Origin of the sequence: Sphingobacteruim zhuxiongii, from assembly GCF_009557615.1 — a bacterium.
In the GTDB taxonomy this organism is placed as follows: Bacteria; Bacteroidota; Bacteroidia; order Sphingobacteriales; family Sphingobacteriaceae; genus Sphingobacterium; species Sphingobacterium zhuxiongii.
In genome coordinates this window covers 2,494,673-2,513,024 of sequence record NZ_CP045652.1, presented here as the reverse complement: position 1 = coordinate 2,513,024, position 18,352 = coordinate 2,494,673, and the positions used below count along the sequence as shown (strand labels likewise).

Annotated in this window: 12 protein-coding genes; 4 read left to right on the top strand and 8 right to left on the bottom strand. The window is 41.1% G+C overall.

The features are described 5' to 3' along the window. Positions 1–41: 41 nt before the first annotated feature. The 4 genes from GFH32_RS10745 to GFH32_RS10730 all read right to left on the bottom strand — a co-directional run bounded on the left by GFH32_RS10745 (position 42) and on the right by GFH32_RS10730 (position 6,620). Positions 42–1,541 carry a SusD/RagB family nutrient-binding outer membrane lipoprotein gene (locus GFH32_RS10745; protein ID WP_153511609.1) on the bottom strand — a complete coding sequence of 500 codons (1,500 nt, stop codon included), beginning with the start codon at positions 1,539–1,541 and terminating at the stop codon, positions 42–44. Positions 1,542–1,554: 13 nt separating this feature from the next. Further along, positions 1,555–4,905 carry a SusC/RagA family TonB-linked outer membrane protein gene (locus GFH32_RS10740; RefSeq protein ID WP_153511608.1) on the bottom strand — a complete coding sequence of 1,117 codons (3,351 nt, stop codon included), beginning with the start codon at positions 4,903–4,905 and terminating at the stop codon, positions 1,555–1,557. A gap of 25 nt (positions 4,906–4,930) precedes the next feature. Then, positions 4,931–5,950: a FecR family protein gene (locus tag GFH32_RS10735; RefSeq protein ID WP_153511607.1), complete on the bottom strand. Its 1,020-nt coding sequence runs from the start codon at positions 5,948–5,950 to the stop codon at positions 4,931–4,933. Positions 5,951–6,071: 121 nt separating this feature from the next. Then, entirely contained in the window at positions 6,072–6,620 is a 549-nt protein-coding gene (locus GFH32_RS10730) for a sigma-70 family RNA polymerase sigma factor (RefSeq protein ID WP_153511606.1), read from the bottom strand. Positions 6,621–6,693: 73 nt separating this feature from the next. Between GFH32_RS10730 and GFH32_RS10725 the strand changes: the two genes are divergently transcribed. Further along, positions 6,694–8,052, top strand: a complete 1,359-nt coding sequence (locus GFH32_RS10725; RefSeq protein ID WP_153511605.1) for a Gfo/Idh/MocA family protein — start codon at positions 6,694–6,696, stop codon at positions 8,050–8,052. 19 nt (positions 8,053–8,071) lie between these two features. Here GFH32_RS10725 and GFH32_RS10720 read toward each other — a convergent pair whose 3' ends face one another. From GFH32_RS10720 to GFH32_RS10705, 4 genes are all read right to left on the bottom strand, one after another. Further along, positions 8,072–9,088, bottom strand: coding sequence for a WD40/YVTN/BNR-like repeat-containing protein (locus GFH32_RS10720; protein ID WP_153511604.1), 1,017 nt, complete (start codon positions 9,086–9,088; stop codon positions 8,072–8,074). A gap of 9 nt (positions 9,089–9,097) precedes the next feature. Continuing rightward, a complete protein-coding gene (locus GFH32_RS10715) occupies positions 9,098–9,760 on the bottom strand; it encodes a YceH family protein (RefSeq protein WP_153511603.1) in 663 nt (220 codons plus the stop codon). A 358-nt stretch (positions 9,761–10,118) separates the two neighbouring features. After that, the gene (locus GFH32_RS10710; RefSeq protein WP_153511602.1) at positions 10,119–11,432 is read right to left on the bottom strand and encodes an acetylxylan esterase; all 1,314 of its coding nucleotides are present in this window, start codon (positions 11,430–11,432) and stop codon (positions 10,119–10,121) included. 62 nt (positions 11,433–11,494) lie between these two features. Next, the gene (locus GFH32_RS10705; protein WP_153511601.1) at positions 11,495–12,499 is read right to left on the bottom strand and encodes an alpha/beta hydrolase family protein; all 1,005 of its coding nucleotides are present in this window, start codon (positions 12,497–12,499) and stop codon (positions 11,495–11,497) included. 181 nt (positions 12,500–12,680) lie between these two features. Between GFH32_RS10705 and GFH32_RS10700 the strand changes: the two genes are divergently transcribed. The 3 genes from GFH32_RS10700 to GFH32_RS10690 are packed head-to-tail and all read left to right on the top strand — an operon-like array spanning position 12,681 to position 18,352. After that, positions 12,681–15,827 (top strand): SusC/RagA family TonB-linked outer membrane protein, encoded by a 3,147-nt coding sequence (locus GFH32_RS10700; protein ID WP_153511600.1) that lies wholly within the window; start codon positions 12,681–12,683, stop codon positions 15,825–15,827. A gap of 18 nt (positions 15,828–15,845) precedes the next feature. Continuing rightward, on the top strand, positions 15,846–17,609 hold the full coding sequence (locus GFH32_RS10695) for a RagB/SusD family nutrient uptake outer membrane protein (protein WP_153511599.1): 1,764 nt from the start codon (positions 15,846–15,848) through the stop codon (positions 17,607–17,609). 11 nt (positions 17,610–17,620) lie between these two features. Continuing rightward, on the top strand, positions 17,621–18,352 hold the full coding sequence (locus GFH32_RS10690) for a 3-keto-disaccharide hydrolase (protein ID WP_153511598.1): 732 nt from the start codon (positions 17,621–17,623) through the stop codon (positions 18,350–18,352).

Genomic DNA, 18,352 nt, shown 5'->3' with positions numbered 1-18,352 from the left:
AAAAAAAGCGCCACTATCTTTTGATCGTGGCGCTTCTATATTTATCGCTTATCCCACCAAACTTTCGAAAGGAAGGAATCTCCGTTGCTCATGCGTCCAACCGCTTCATCGTAATTTGCCTGATTAAGCTCAGACTCTTCACTCGAATAGATTGCGCGACGTGGAATTTGTCCATTAGTAGAACCTGGATTAGGACCCGCTGTTAATCGTGGGTAACCTGTACGTCTCCATTCTGCAAATGCTTCAAAGTCGCGTCCAAATAGTTGAATCCATTTTTGAGTTGCTATTATCTCCATCTTTTGATCCGCTGACAATCCCGTCAAAGAAAGGATATTTTGCTCGTAGCTCGATGGAAGTGAAGATAGGTTAAATGGAGGTAACGCTACTGCAGCTCTTACACCATTTAGGAGATTGCTCTCTGCGTCAGCTGCCGTTAATCCCCAGCCTAATAAGGCTGCTTCAGCTTTGTAAAAACAAACATCAGCGTAAGTCAAAGCATAAACAGGAATAGGGGCAAAGGTCTGACTGAAATATGTAGTCTTATTTGGCGTAGAGTAATTCGAACGAATTAATTGCGATAATTGATTGTCGGTTAATGCGACACCAATACCTTGATAGGTTGTAGAACCACTAATCGTTACAGGCTCCGCAAGTAAGGGTAGACGTGGATCATTATACTCCTTTAACTTATCAACTAAGGTATTCGCAAGATATCTTAAATCCGCACTACCAGTTGTCAGTTGGCGGAGAATCGGATTTTGATTCTCTGCCTGTGCATCATTAAACGTCTTCACAGCTGCATTATCACTGTTGCTACTCAATAGACCGTCGCTCGAGCTCAAAGCTTCCGTAACAGTCTTCTGTGCCAAACTAGCATTAGCATAGCGTAGGCGCATGCCCAATCTAAGTTTTAAGGAGTTTCCAAACTTCTTCCACTTATCGATATTACCCGAATAAAAGAAATCCGAAGTACCATAGCTAGCATCGCCAGTAGTCAATTTAGTTAATGCCGCATTTAGCTTTTGAATTAATGCCGGATAAATATCCTCTTGCTTATCAAATTTAGGCGTTCTGTTAATTGCCGTACTCGAGGTTGTTACCTCAGAGAATGGTACATCGCCAAATAAATCTGTTAAACGTTGGTATAAGAAGACCTCATAAATCTCAGCGATAGCAAGCTTGCTACGTCCTGAAGGATCATTTTCTAGTCCCGCTAACTCTTCCCGAATTTGAGAGATATTTCTAAATAATTGATAGTGCTGCGACCAAATGAGATTCTCTGGCCCTTCAAAATAACGGGATACAGGAACGACAGGGCCACCAGCCCAATGTTGAACCCAAGATCCAAATTTATTGTTTGGCAACTCGCCAGACTCTTGAAACGTACCATCACGTAACACACGGGCAAATAATAAGGCCGGATCAACCTCAGTTACTGAAGTCGGAGGTGTGTTTATGCGTTCAAAGTCTTTCGTACAAGATGCTGTCGATAACATTACGGCACCTATACCTAAGTATGTAAAATATTTTAAAGCTTTCATTTTATTGATCAGTTTATAGGCCCATAGTTAAATTAATTCCAAAATTACGCATCATCGGTAGAGATGTTGATTCGATACCGATCGATGAGTTATGCACGTTGAAAGATGCCGACTCTGGAGAGAATCCATCCGTATTGCGTTGGAAATAGAATAAGTTTCTACCATAGATTCCCAATTTTAAATTCTTAACAGCCTTGTGTGGCATAAAAGATTTAGGCAACTGATAGGATAAACTAATTTCACGCATTGCGATATAACTCATGTCGTTGATCATCTCTTCAGATACCATAACTTCCTTGTCACTAGCGACTAAATTCCAGTAATCTTGCGCATTGACTTGTTTACTGTTTTCTACACCAGTACTTACCCATTCGCCATTTCCATTTTGAGAAGCAACCATACCTTGAGCAAGATAAGTTCCATCACGGCCTTCTAATGTTTTCTTAGAAGTACCATAGATGATTTGCTCACGATTCGATTGTGAAAAGATAATACCGCCTTGGCGAATATCTACTAATGCATACAAACTAACGCCTTTGTAGCGTAAGGTATTTGAAAATCCACCAATCCAGTCCGGTTGTGCATTTCCTAAATCAGTTTCTACACGTCCTGACGTACGAATTGGCAATCCCGTATTCGGGTCAATTAAGCGATTCCCAGCTTCATCTTTTACCCATGCGAATTGCGTACCGATCAATTGTCCAAATGGCTTACCAACTTCCGCAACCACATTAATGCCTCGGTCTGTCGCAAGAAGGAAGGTTTCTACACCAGGGTATAGCGATTCAACCTTGTTACGGTTTCTATTGAAGTTAAATTGACTCGTCCACTCAAAATTCTCAGATTTAACAGGCGTACCAGAGATCACAAACTCAAAACCCTTGTTAGAAATCTCACCAGCATTGATTCTGTTCTTCACATATAAGCTAGAAGGAGAGATTGGCACATCTAAGATTTGATTTTTTGTACGTGCTTGATAGTACGTAAATGATAGGGATAAACGACTTGATAAAAATCTAAAGTCAGCACCCGCCTCAATTGAAGTCGTCAACTCGTTTTTCAAGTCTGGATCAGGGATAATCTCCGTATACGATGCCATTGGAATACCACCATGTGTATACTGATTCAAGCTATAAGCACCAGTTAACTGATATGGATTACCAGAACTACCAGCCTGTGCCCATGATCCACGGATCTTAGCATAAGGCATTGTCGATGATTTCCAATTGAAGGCATCCGTCAATACCAAACTGCTACTAACCGAAGGATAGAAGAAAGAGTTATTCTTTTTCGAAAGGGTAGAAGACCAGTCATTACGTGCAGAGAAATCTACAAACCAATAATCGCGGAATGCAAACTGACCCGAGAAATATGCCGAGTTGATTTGCGATTCAACTAAATCGAAAAGGTAAGAGTTAGTCGTCGTGTTATTGATTACAAATAAATTTGGTACAATAAATTGATTTCCAGAGTTACCCGTTAAGCGCATATAACGACTTTGATGACTCGCACCTAAGTTGAAACTTAAATTAATATCCTTATTGGCAGCAAAATTAGAGCTCGCTAAGAAATCATAATTATCCTCACGACTACGAATTACCTCTTCACGGATATCACCTTTCTTATTTAAACTTTGATAGGTATTAATCGGACGGTATCTAAAGCGTTGATCGGTGTAGAAGTCCGTTCCTCCTGTTGCGGATAGCTTTAACCATGGCATCACGTCATAAGATAGGCGCAACATACCAATCAAACGATCACGACGATCCTCATTATGATTCTCGTTGACTGTCCAGAATGGATTCGCAGTCGAACTGTTGGTCGCATATGTTTTTTCTAAGCCTTCGTATACACCAGAAAATCCTAACTGTTTTTTCACTTCATCCGCTGTCCACTTATAGTTGGAAGCAATGCTATTACTCAAGCTTCTAGGTTGACTGATGAACAGGTAGGCAGGGTTGTCAGCAGCATCGGATACAGTCGGACGGTTCTCTGCTTCCTGGATAATATAGTTTGCTTTGACGTCGATATGTAGTTTCTCCGTAATCTTTGCTTGCGAGCGTAAACCAAAGTTATTCCTGTTTAAGGTATTGTTTGGAATATAGCCGTCAACATTGGTGTTTGCATACGAGAAGCGATAGTTAACACGCTCGTTGCCACCGTCAACACTTAGGTTGTTAACCCATTGTTTCTCTGTTTGAAAAAAGCTGCTATACGTGTCAGACGCAGGATTCAAGCTCAGGATATTGCCATACATGTCCTCATATTGTTGGCCTTCCATGCGCGGACCCCAGCTGGCGCGAGTGGTACGATCGCGACCTCCTGACATCTTCGGCATACCTGAGAAGTTGTTGGCTAAGGCTTGTGCCATCGATACAATTGTGCCATCATCTTTTCTAAAATGCGTGAAATTACCATTTAAGCCCTGACCATATTCATTTTGAAAGTCTGGGAGTACAAGACCTGTCCCTACCGAGTAATCGGAATTGAAGCTGAAGTTTGTCTTTCCAGCTTTCCCTGATTTTGTTGTAATTAAGATTACTCCATTGCTACCACGTTGGCCATATAAGGCTGCCGCATTGGGACCTTTTAAAACCGACATACTCTCGATGTCATCAGGGTTGATATTTCCAATACCGTCTCCATAATCTGTTCCACCCCATTGTGAAGGTGCAGACATATTTTGGTTGTCGATAGGTACCCCATCAACAACATATAGAGGTTGACTATTTCCTATTAAGGAGTTGTTACCACGAATAACGACTTTCGCAGAACCGCCAGCTCCCGACGCCGCACGGCTCACTTGAACTCCTGCTACTTTCCCCGAAAGTGCATTAGCAACGTTTGCCTCTTTACCGTTCGTCAGCTCATTGCCTTTTAACTCCGCAACCGTGTAACCTAACGCTTTCTTATCACGCTTGATACCTAAGGCCGTTACTACGACTTCTTCTAAGTTCTCCGCATTTGACTCTAACGTCACAGATAGGGAAACTTTATCGTTCGCATTGATGTTATAATTGCTCAATGTTTTGCTCGCAAAACCCAAGGAGTTTAAACGAAAGCTGTAACCTTGTCCTTGCGGAATTTGATTGAAGCTGAAATTACCAGCATCATTGGTTACAGTAGATTGCCGAAACGAAGTCGCGCTATTTTCTACAACAACCGTTACCCCAGGTAATGGATTGCCATTGGCATCCCGAACGACACCATTAACGCTTGCGCTGCTTTGTGCCGATGCCACTTGTACCCCCATGCTTAATGCGCCGCAAAGTGCCATATGCAATGGCCAACTACTCTTTGGACGCGAAAAGTTGAGTAAGAATGCGGTCAGCATTCCTTTTTTCTTTTGTAGATAGTTACTCATAATTCATTGATGTTTGTTTGTTCGCTTAATTGTTTAATGTTTCAATGTTTGTTTTATGTAAATAGTTGATTTCCTTGATGATATCCTTGTAGGCGTCCGGCTTCTCCCGAAAGGTGCCACTGAAAAAACTATTCGCCGCAAGGTAAGACGCGTTTTTTAATTTAATGTTAAAATTATGTTGCAATATGTTTAAAATATCAATTACTGGGAGATTTTTAATGACAATCTGTTTGTTTTGTTGTCTATAAAAACCATTTCGATCATTGCTATTTTGGGTCAATTTAGCCTCTGATAGAATTCGTTTATGAACATGATCAACAAGGATTTCACCTCTTGTCTCAAACTGACGATGAATAGGCATTTTGGTCTTCACAACCCGTTCTTTGACGTCGATCTTTCCTTCAATAAGCTCCACTCGAGTCGTTTTTCCGATTTTTTCTTCCACGATAAAGGCGGTGCCTAAGGCTGTTGTCACGATCTTATTGGAATATACTCGAAATGGCCGCGAGCGATCCTTCTTGACGAAGAATGTCGCCTTTCCTTTTAGTTCAATTCTACGCTCCGATAGCGATGTGAAATTCTCCGCAAACCGAACTTCCGAACCCGTGGATAATTTGATTCGAGAACCGTCGCTGCAATAGATATTCATGTCTTCATTGCTGGAGTTGATGAAGAATAAATTGCCAACCTTTGCTGCTGGCTTCTTTTCTACAATACGCTTTTGCTGTTCTCCGCCATGCACTGGGGCTCGTTCTGAACGCTGTTGGTATAGGAACACAGCACAAATAATTAGAATCGCTGCAGCTACTTGCCCTAAACGCGTCCAGGAGATCGACCGCCGTTTCTTTATAAGGCGTTCTTCGATAAGTTCTTTTAACTGAGTTTCTTCCGCATAAGGTAAATCAGCAGTGTTATCCCAATCCTCCGCCGATAGTAATTCCTCGACCTGAATGGAATGCTGTTCAATAAATTGTCTAATTTCTTCCGCTTCTTCGGGGCTACACGAACCCTGTAGGTATCTTGCTAACTGGTCTCTGCTTATCATTATACTTATTACGACGAGAAATAACGATACCCCTAATAGAATCGAAAAAATAATTCAAAATATGGACATAGATAAATTAATACCGTTAGCAAGGTCAGCTCGGTGGATTAAATGAAGAAGACTATAGAAAGAGGGAGCTTAGTAGCGCTAGAAGTAAAAAGAGGAAATTGGAAAATGATTTACGAATCATTTTCAAAGCGAGTGAGATATGATTTTCAACTGTACGCGGCGATATTTTAAGTTTTTCGGCAATTTCCTGATAGTTTAACTGTTCAAATCGACTGAGTTGAAATACCAATTTACGCATCGGAGGCATTTTCCCAATAATCTGTTGCAGTGCAGACTCCGTTTCTTTGATTTCGATCGGCATGGAGACTTGCGCATCTTCCATAAACATTGGAATTTGATCAATTGCTTGTTTGCGGCGATACTCTTCTTTTACAATATCTAATAATACTGTACGCGTAATCGTGAATATCTGCGATTCAATCGCACAGTCTATGTTTTTTTTGCTAAGGTTATTCCAGAGTTTAATAAAAACACGTTGTACTGTTTCTTCAGCAATATAACTATTGGATGTTTTGGATAAGGCATAGTGATAGACCTTTCTATTCCATCGAGTGAATAGAACTTCAAACTCTCGAGAGTCAAAATTCTTGTTAATAAACATAATTCGGTTTGGTAAACTCCACGCTAATGTAGTTATTTTTAATTATATTAGACTAATCGATAAACCTATTCCTATGAACGACTGGAGTCTTAACCGCCGCGAATTTATTCTTGGAAGTACCGCATTATTAGGGCTGAGCTCCCTGCCACAACTTTTAAAAGGAGAACTGCCGAAGAGTATAAAAAATGTCGGCCTAATTGGTGCTGGATGGTACGGAAAGAGCGATTTATTTAGACTTTTACAGGTAGCAGATGTTGAGGTTCTTGCGGTATGCGATGTTGATAAAAGACATTTAAAAGAGGCAGCACAATTGATAGCGGAGCGTCAAAAATCAAAGAACACTCCGAAAACCTATGCGGATTATCGGAAAATGCTATCGGCTCATCAGTTTGACCTGATTTTAATCGGAACACCTGACCATTGGCATGCTTTAACAGCAATCGCCGCGATGGAGGCTGGCGCACATGTATATCTGCAAAAACCGATTTCTGTCGATGTCATGGAAGGAGAGGCCCTGTTGGCAACAGCACGAAAGTTAAATCGAAAAGTACAAATTGGTACTCAAAGAAGGAGTACACCGCACATGATCGACGCTAAGGAAAATATCGTCGATAAAGGATTGCTGGGCAATATATCCCATGTTGAGATGTGTTGCTACTACCATATGCGCAACAATGAAAATCCCGACTTAAAACCTATTCCCGATTTTCTAGATTACGAGATGTGGACGGGACCAGCACCGATGCGTCCCTATGATCATCTTCCACATGGAGGATGGTGGCGCTCCTTCATGGAATATGGAAATGGTATCACTGGCGATATGTGTGTGCATATGTTTGATACAGTTCGTTGGATGTTGAACCTCGGTTGGCCGACAAAGATTGATGCTTATGGCGGTATCTATGTGCAGAAGGAAGGTAAGTCGAATATAGCAGATACGCAGACCGCAGTTTTTCAGTATGAACACCTAAATTGTGTATGGCAACACCGTACTTGGGGAACCGCTGCAGATCCCGAGTTTCCTTGGGCGTTTATTCTCTATGGAGATAAGGGAACCTTAAAAGGTAGTACTATGAAATATGAGTTTATTCCCTTAAAAGGTGAACGTATTAAAAAGGACGTGGTCTTAGAAAAAGAAGCCTATCCGGAGGATTTAAAAGAGGCGCGCATCGAGATCAATGCTGCACCCGCAACTCGAAAGCATATGCAGAATTTATTGAAGGCTATTGAGAACGATGAACTGCCCGTTGCGGATATTGAACAAGGGCACATATCTACTGCTTCTTGTATTCTTGCGAATATATCCATGAAGCTTGGCCGACCAGTGGAATATGATCCAAAGCGTAAAATTTGTTTAAACGATCCCGAAGCTACACAATTGCTCAAGAGAGCGTATAGAGGGCCATGGAAGCATCCGTATAAATCTAGCTAACATTCCCCTCAATTCCTCACTACATGTCCGTAAGACTCAAGCTTTCCACGTTGCCGTTGCTACCGGCTAAGTAAATATGCTTTCCTGATTTAGATTTAGAAATCACATTAAAGCTAGCTTTAGAAATTGTTTTCCAATTTTGTCCGCCATCGGTCGATAAATCCGTACCGGAGGTACCTGTAGCAAGCAAGACAGATTTCGAAATATACTTAACGCTCGAGCGATAACCTCCAACGGGTGACTGTGGCTTTACCCAAGACTTTCCCGCATTCGTCGTTAAGAGAATGTTATTTCGATTGTCTTGATCGGCGGTATAGTTTCCGCCAACAAGCACCCCTGTCTGCTTATCCCAGAAATCCAATGAAAAAATTCCCGTAGAAGCTTCGCCGGACCAAATAGGAACATCCAAAACATCTAGGCTATGTTCTTTCTCACTACGTTTATAAAAGGAACTATAGCGTCCGCCAGAGGCGATATACACAATATCTGGAAAAACCTGAATGCCTGAACCGCTTGCTGCAAATCCAGCTTCACCTTCTTCCGCTAATAGGAAAATATGATTACTCACATCAGTCCAGGTTTTGCCTTTGTCGTTTGATTTCAATAACTGGAAGGAACCATCGATTGGATCACCGAAGATAAATCCTGTTTTCCCATGGAAGTCCATGCCGTCGAGGAAGATTTCTGCACGTTCATTACGATAAACCTCTTTCCATGATTTTCCTCCATCTTTTGTACGCAACACGACTGCCGGACTTCCCGCACTAACAATAACGGCGTCTTTCGCTGAGAATACTTCTATATCTCGAAAATCAAACTGCTCGTAACCCTTCGGATTTACCCAAGTCCAGCTCTTCCCGGCATCAATGGATCGCCCCACGGTGCCATTGCTGCCGCTTACCCAAACGACATTTTCTTTATAGGTTTCCAATCCTCGAAAGCTCGATTGGATATTGCTGACTAGGTTATTAAAATGCTGTGCCGAAACAGCAAAAATCCCTGCCGATAAAAATGCGGATAGGAGAAGTTTTTTCATGTGCGAATCTTAAGATAATTCTTCCATTAGTTTATCAAACGCTGCTTGAAGCTTACTTAATTGTTCTTCCAAACTTTCTACGCGTTCTTCCAATTGAGCAATACGACTGGAAGCGGCAGGTGAATCATTAGCCACACTGCTATCTTCAAAACTGGACTCGTCAAAAGGACTAAATAAATGTACATAGCGTGCTTCTTTTTGTCCCGGGCGCTTTGCTAATTGTTGTATATAGGCAGGTTCATCTTCCGCCAATTTGTTGAGTAGTTCTTGAACCTCATCTAGAGATTCAAACTCGTAGAGCCTGCCCGAGTTACTGTTGATTTCGCCACCCGTCAATGGGCCGCGAAGGAACAATAAACAGAGGACAGCGACTTCCTGCGGCAATAGCGGATATTGTATCGCCAGGTTATGTTTGTACTTGGTAACTCGACTACCTCCGCCAACAACGGTAGAAATCAAACCTTTGCGCTTTAAGCTATCTAAAGCAGCAATAACCGTATTTTCATCGTATTGTACAACCGGTTTTCTAGAAGTCTTTTGATTACAGGCTGTCTGTAATCCATTTAAAGTCATCGGGTAATATTCTGGCGTCGTTTTCGATTTCTCCATTAAGGACCCTAAAACGCGTATCTCTTCTGCTGTTAACTGTGCTAATTGTTTTGTCTCTTCCATTATTTATTCATCCAATAGGATTCTAAATATACAGATTTCTAGGTATAGAACGGAACCGCTTGAATTTTTAGCGTATAAGTTATGAGTAGGAATTGACTTCTTAGAGTCGGAGATCAATCAACGAGCTGAGGCCTAGCTCAAGCCTACTTTTGACTTAGCTTAGCCCATGAAAGTGCAGATTAATAGTTTCAAGTGGGTTAAAATCTTAGGCAAACTAAGCTTTTTTGGGAGGGAATTGGTTATAAAAAAAAGATCAGCCCTAGAAAAGCTTTCGGTTCGGTACCTGGGGCTCTTCTAGGGCTGTATGTGAATCATTTATCTCTCTTGCCTAGATGAAACGGCAAAGAAAGCTGTTTAATTATTTGACTTTAGCTTTCGTTAAAACCCAGTCTAATATTTTGTCTTGTTGTTCTTGGAAAGTCCAATGTCCTGTTTCTTGAACGAGGTAAAGATCTTTCGGCGCATTGATTACATTGTATGCAGCGTAATAAGAGGTCGGAGGGCATGTTTCATCGTTGTATCCCCACGTGTAGAATCCAGGAACCTTAACTTGCTTTGCAAAGTTCACAACGTCGTAATATGCGGAGTTTTTGATCTTTGCATCGGTCGCCATAAAGGCTGCATTTTCTTTGTTAAACATATGTGGCCAGCCACCAGCGCGGTTGTGTAAATAGCCTGTAACATCACTTAGGGCAGGATAAATCGCCACCAAATGTTTAATTCGTTTGTCTAATCCGGCTACAACAATCGAAAGTGCACCACCTTGGCTTCCGCCCCATACCATTAGGTTGTTCTGATCAACATCGTCCAATTGTGTAAGGAAGTCGACCGCACGGATACATCCTAAATATACACGTTTATAGTAGTATTGATTTTTATCATCTAAATTGAAGAAAGGGTAGCTGCGTAATGCGCCGGCGGATAAATTGTTATATAATTCGACGTCTTCACGTACAGGAATGCCATGTATTCCAATTTGAAGCGTTACTATTCCTTTCTCCGCAACACTGACCGCTCCTGCATAGGGACGAATACCAGCACCCGGAACTTGTAATACCGCAGGGTGTTTTCCGGCTTTCTTAGGCTTTGACAGAATCCCATACATCCGGCTTCCATTGATGTTTTGAAAGTTGATATGAAATACATCAACGGTAGCAGTGGATAGCTCAGGCAAAAGTGTCATTTTCGGATCTAATGGAATATTTTTTAAAGCACTGATCTCTTTGTTCCAGAAGTCCATAAAGTCGGAGGGAAGTGTTTGTGTAGGTTGAATTTTTTCAGGATTGATGGCCGCTGTCGCAATCCCACGGTATTCTTGCCCATCGTATTTGTATTTTACTTCACAACGTATAAAACCGGGTTTGTCGCCTTTTAAAGGCTTACCAACCTTGGTCGCTGCACCATTTACTTTGAGGTTGCCAGATTGCAAGGGATCCATTTTCTCCCAGCCAATGCTGTAGCTAACTTCGGCATCCTGAATGGGCACTTGATGCTTTACAACAGATACGGTAAAACTTATTTCTTCATTGCTTCCATAGGTCCAGTCAGCTTTGTTTGGGCTTACAATAACTTGGATAAGCTGGTTGCTTCTAGATTGGGCATAGGAAAAGTTCCATAAGGCCACAAGCGTTAATAAGGACAGTAGAAATCTGATTCCTGAATTCTTGTACATGGTTTAGTGATTTGTGGTTTAATAAATGTTATTGCAATTTAAAGAAAATCTCGCTAAAGTCTTTAAAATATATAGGGTAGGAGGTTGGCCTCAGGCATTTCATGACCACCATCAAATACGATAATCTTGACTTTATCTTGATACTGTTTCTGATAGATGATGTCTCTCCCCATAAATCCTTGGGAGATGATGCTAAAATTTGGGCTGCTTCGACGTTTCAAAAGTGTATAGCGATCCTCCAGTGAAATAAGTGCTTTATTTGCGTGCTTATCAAAGTCCAGTACGACTTTATTATATAGTTCTAAGCTGTGGGAGATAGGAACAGAACCGGTATACCCGTCATGCAAACCAACATATAAATGTAGACTTGCCTGCTTTCTTTGTTTCGTCGGTGTAGACATCAATAGGACTGAGCGCTTTTTTGCTTCTGCAAAATTCGGTTGATTCGCTGTGCCTCCAGTAATCGCGATAATATCTTTTGCATATGCGTTCTTACGTCCTAGCGATTCATAATACCAGTCCTCCAAATTGTAGATGCCGACAAAGGCATGAAAAGATTTAATTGGGTGCTTACTCTTCATATAGCTGAGTGCCGTCGCAAATCCGCCTCCACTAACACCGACCACATGAATCTGATCCATATCCACTTGGAGGGAGTCAAGTGCCCACTGGATCGCATCGTCGATATCCTGGCTGACTAGTTCGCTGCCTGCCGCTTCCGGTTTGTTATTCGGACCGCGAAAATCGGGATGTAAATAATTTACATCCGCTGCTATGCAATATTTTAATAGTGGATCTCTTTGCGCATAATTTCCACCCCAGGTATGTAAACTAATGATTAGAGGGCTTTTTGTTTTACGTGTGCTACTATAAAGGTAAGATTTCTGTACGGTTGCATCTTTGGTTGACTTTATTTCAATTAGTCGGGTTTCTTTTGGCCATGTTACACTGGATTTGTCATCCCAATTGACTTGGTTTTGAGCACTTAACATGTTGTTAATACAAAATAAATAAAGTAGGACTAGACTGAACAGTCGGCAAAGAAAATTGGTATATATTTTTTTCATGGAGAAGGCAGTTTTATCCCAAGTTAGTTCATTTTTATATTTTTTATTCTAAAAATCATCGGAAACGCTATCGGAAATAAATTATGTCAATTTTCGGGATTAAAAATTGTTTATAAGTATCATTGTGTACGGACACGGTAGCTATATCGATCCCCATAACCACTACTTAAACAACTGAATTATGAGAAAAGACTACTTGTTTTTCTTAGCAGTGTCGGCAGCACTCAGCCCTACGATTCTGCATGCAAAAATTCCGATTCGGACAGTGCACGAATTTAACTTCGTTCAGGCGCAAACCTTGACGATTCGTGGACAGGTTCTCTCATCGGAAAGTAATGAACCACTTGCTGGTGTGACAATTTCCGTCAAAGGTACAAGCAAGAAAACCGCAACTGACGATCAGGGTAATTTTACGATTGAAGTAAAGCAAGGGGATAAGCTATCCTTTAATATGCTGAACTTCACAACCCAGGAGTATACGGTCAGCCAATCTGAAAGCAATTTAATCATTAAACTTCAAAGTACCACAGCCGACTTGGATGAAGTAGTCGTGATTGGTTATGGTACAGCAAAGAAAAGTGATTTGACCGGATCAATTACTCGAGTTGATGCCAATCAATTTAAAAATCAACCAACGACGCAATTAACAGAGATGTTAAATGGTACGGTTGCTGGTTTTATTTCGAATCAAAGCACGAGTGCGTCTGGCTCCAGTAGCATGGAGATTCGTGGTCCAAAATCTTTAAATGCTTCCACTAGCCCAATGATTGTATTGGATGGAGTTATCTTCAACGGTAGTATCGCCGATATCAATCCTTCGGATATCGAGACGATGGATATCTTGAAAGACGCGAGCTCGACAGCAGTTTATGGTGCTCGTGCTGCAGCGGGAGTTATCCAAGTAACAACGAAAAAAGGTCTTTCTGGAACGCCAAGGATTAATCTAGAGGCTAACTTCGGAGTAGCGAGTTTGATGCATCCATTTAAAACGTATGATGGCCCTGGCTACATACAGTTTAGAACCGATGTAATGCGTGGCTATAACCCAACAAAGCCTGCCTTCTATTACAACAACCCAAGCAATTTACCAGATGGGGTAACGCTTGATCAATGGAGAACAGCAAGTAATAACCCACAAGCGGATAATACGCGGGAATGGTTAAGTCGCTTAAACTTTTACGATATTGAGGTGGATAATTATGTCGCAGGTAACGAGATTTATTGGCTTGATGAAGTATTCAGAAAGGGTTTAAAACAAAACTATGATTTAAATATTTCCGGCGGAGCCGATAAGGTGAAATACTATTGGTCTTTGGGCTATCAAGATAATGAAGGTATTTCGATTGGGGATGACTTCAATACCATTCGTAGCCGAATTAATACCGATTTTACCATTACTAATTGGTTGTCAGCAGGTGTCAATGCGCAGTTTTCGGATAAAAATCAAACACAAATTATTCCGAGTATTAACTCGATGTTTTTGATGAGTCCATACGGTAGTATGTACGATGATAACAATAACTTACTTTGGTATCCAAATACCTTTGCTGTTGCGACGCCGTTAATTAATACACTTGGTGGCCAGGATCAGAAAAACAAGATTAATAGCTTGTTCTCTTCCATTTATATGAATGTGAAGTTGCCGTACAACATCTCTTATAAAGCATCATTCCAACCTCGCTATGAGTTTAGTAAACTCTATAATTTCTATCCTTCGACGACTTTGACAGGCGGTTCGACCTACAAGGATGGCTATGCGACACGTGTAGAAGGGTCGACTTTTGAATGGATGCTTGATCATTTGGTCCACTGGAATAAGAAATTTGGTATGCATCAATTTGATGTAACCTTACTTTATAGTGCAGAAAAAATAGATACTTGGGAATCAAGATTAAGTAATCAATCCTTCAGTCCAAATCAATCGCTAGGTTACCATGGTATTGAGTATGGATCGGATCATAAGGTAGGTTCCAACGATACCCGTGCTACAGGTGATGCTGCGATGGCTCGTTTAAACTATACGTTGAATGATAAATACCTATTTACAGCTTCGGTAAGACGTGATGGCTATTCGGCATTTGGCAAGAAAAATCCTAGAGCAGTATTCCCAGCTTTTGCTTTTGCTTGGAGACTTTCCAATGAGTCCTTTTTTAACGTAGATAAAATCGATGATCTAAAGATTCGTGCTTCTTGGGGTAGAAATGGTAACCGTTCAATTGGACAATATGCGGCTTTAGCAACGGTTGAATCAGCACGTTACTATAATGGCGTTTCAACTCAAATCGGCGTATTTAACAATACTCTGTCTAATTATGATTTAAAATGGGAGCAGACAGAGTCGTACAACTTGGGTATTGATTTAGCGATGTTCAAAAATAGAGTAAACTTGACTGCCGATGTATATAGTATGACGACAGTTGATTTATTAATGAACAGAAAGCTTCCAGAAATTACCGGTTATACGAGTGTGGTGACCAACTTAGGTAAACTAAGTAATAAAGGTTGGGAAGTTTCTGTTAACACCGTCAACATCGATCGAGAGAACTTTAAGTGGAATAGTGGTCTCGTTTATTCGGCTAACAGAAATAAGATTGAAGAGCTATTTGGTGATTTTGGTGAAACAACAATTAGTGGTGTTACAGGATACCAAGAACTTCCAGATTATACGAACGAATGGTTCCCAGGTCAAGCAATTGATCAAATCTGGAATTATAAAATCACAGGTATTTGGCAAGTTGAAGAAGCAGAAGAAGCGGCGAAGTATGGTTTGAAACCGGGCGATTTCAAAGCTGTCGATTTAGATGGTAATTACAAGTACGATGCATTAATGGATAAGCAGTTCATTGGCTATGAGCGTCCTCGTCATCGTCTGGGATTAAGAAACTCTATTGATTTCTTAAAGAACTTCAATGTGACGTTCTTCCTAAGAGCAGAGTTAGGTCATTTAGGTTATTTTATGGAAGCACAACGCGCAGGAGGTACAGATACATATGATAAGCGTAGCACCTATGATCTTCCATATTGGACTGCAGAAAACCGAAACAACGACTATCCACGTTTGAATGCGTTGACTACTGTTTTTGGTGGTGGTATTCGCACTTATAAACCAGCTTCATTCCTACGTTTACAAGATTTATCATTCTCGTATACCGTACCTGAATCTGCTTTGGAACGTATTAAAGTTAAGAACCTTCGTGTTTTCTTAGCAGCACGTAACGTCTTTACGATTGATAAATGGCCAGGATGGGATCCAGAAACAGCATATAATTCTCAGAATTCTATGCCAATGCCACGTAGTTACTCTGCAGGTGTTAATTTCTCACTATAATCTAAAAACGAAATTATCATGAAAAAAATTAATATAATAATCGCGGGCTTTTTTCTAACGCTAGTGACGCTATCGTGTAGCAAATCTTGGTTAGATCCTGAGCCACTTTCCTTCTATACGCCTGAGAATGTTTATAAGGACCCTCAAGGTTTAGCATCGCTTGCGGTGACCCTGAAGACCGACTTGAAACAAGAAACCCACAATATGGGCAAAGGCTTACATAATCTGATTATGGACTTTGCAGCATCTGATTTAGGATCTCCATGGTCGCAACTCGACTTTTATAAGTTAACACCAAATAACGATGTGTATTACAATTTCTTGAAGATGTTCAACTTCATGTTTACCAACGTAAAGAATTGTAATGTGTTAATTTCAAGAGTGCAAACTGTTGAGTTTAAATCCGAGCAGGAGAAAAATGCAATGCTTGCGCAAGGATTATTCTATCGTTCATACTGGTACTATCGCTTAGTGAATAGCTATGGTGATGTGCCATTTATTGCCGAGGAAATCGAAGGTGCGAAATTGGATTTTCAATCACATAGTAGAGCCGCAATCTTAAAGAAGATTCAGGTTGACTTAGAATTCGCGGCACAATGGCTACCTGCATCAGCGGGCGCAGGTGAATTGACAAAAGGCGCGGCAAATCATCTTTTAAGCAAGGTCTATTTAGCAAACTTGGAATTCGATAAGGCTATTACTGCAGCAACTGCGGTGATTAATGGTCCTTATGCATTGATGACAGAGCGTTTTGGTAAAGATGCGGCAAATACCTACAGAAATGTTATGTGGGATTTACATAGACCAGAGAACGTTTCCCTAGCAAATAATAAAGAGACCATCTTAGCAACAATTGACCGTTTTGAAGCACCAGCAGATGCACGTTCTCTAGGATTGTTCACCATGCGATATTATGGTTGTTCATGGTTTCAAGCGCCAGTTAGAGATAGTGAAGGTAAAGCGGGAATGGTGGCATCTGGTCCTATGTATGATTCATTAGGCCGTGGAAATGCGAATGTACGCTTAACTGGTTTTTATCAGTATGATGTTTGGTCATACAAAGGAGCAACTTGGAAAACAACAACGGATTTAAGAAGGGCAGATGCAAACTGGGTAGATAATCATGAGTACAAATACAATAACCCTAGTTCAAAAGATTTTGGAAAGCCTGTTAATATTGCCTATTTCGCTGATAAATTGGATACGTTCCGTAGCATCTATGCAATTCCGCATTACAAACTGTATGTTCCTGAGCAGAATAAAGCAGCGACCCCGCAAGGTGGAAATGGCGATTTCTATGTATTTAGATTAGCGGAGACCTATTTATTGCGTGCCGAAGCTTATTATTGGAAGGGGCAGTTGGATTTAGCAGCTGCGGATATCAATAAGGTTCGTGCTCGTGCCAAAGCATTACCGATGACTTCGTCTGAAGTGACGGTTGATTTCATCATGGATGAGCGCGCTAGAGAGTTGTTTACAGAGGAGCCTCGACATTCAGAAATGGTTCGTATTTCGTATATTATGGCAGCTAAGAATTTGCAAGGCTATACTTTAGCGAATTTTAGCGAGAAGAACTATTACTATGATCGTGTGAAGCGTAAGAACCCGACCTACGATCAGAAGGTGACCATGCTAGGTAATGTGGCGGCGATTGCGCCATTCCATGTACTTTGGCCAATTCCTTCAACAGTTATTACCGCGAATACAAAAGGTGTTATTAATCAAAATAAAGGTTACGATGGTGCTGAGCGCAATGTTCCACCAATTGAAACCATTCCTTAACAATAGATCATATGAAAACTATCAGTGCAATCTTATTAGGTATTCATTTATTGGCTTCTCCCGCTCCGGACAAGGGTTTGCCTACTGCGGTAGAAGTGGCTTCGCAAAGTAAAGGGCAATGGGAATCCTTATTTGATGGGAATAATCCTTCAAAGCATTGGACGAGTGTTAAAGGCGGTGCATTTCCTAGTCATGGCTGGAAGGCTGTGAAGGGGGAGCTGCGTTTGATCCCAGGACAGAAAGCTGGTGATATAATGAGTAAGAAAGTTTATGGCGATTTCATCTTAGAGATTGAGTATAAATTAGCGAAGAACAGTAACTCGGGGGTCAAATACTTGGTGAGTCCATTGCATACGAAGGACGGTAAAGTAGAATGGAATGGTCCGGAATACCAAATGATTGATGATGAGAATCATGAGGCTGTGAAAGGAAGGATAAGTCCTAAGACCGAGACAGGTGCTGCTTATCTACTTTATGCACCAAATAAAAACAAACAATTGCATCCTTATGGTCAATGGAATAAGGCAAGGATCGTTGTGCAAGGAAAGCATGTCGAGCACTGGTTGAATGGGAAGAAGATTTTGAGTTATGAGCGCGGCACGGAAGAGTTTAGAGCATTGGTTGCGGGAACAAAGTTTGAGATGTATACCTCTCGTTATGGAGAGGCAGAGTCTGGACATATCTTGTTGACCGATCATCAAGACGCCTCTAGCTTTCGGAACATTCGCATTAAAAGATTATAA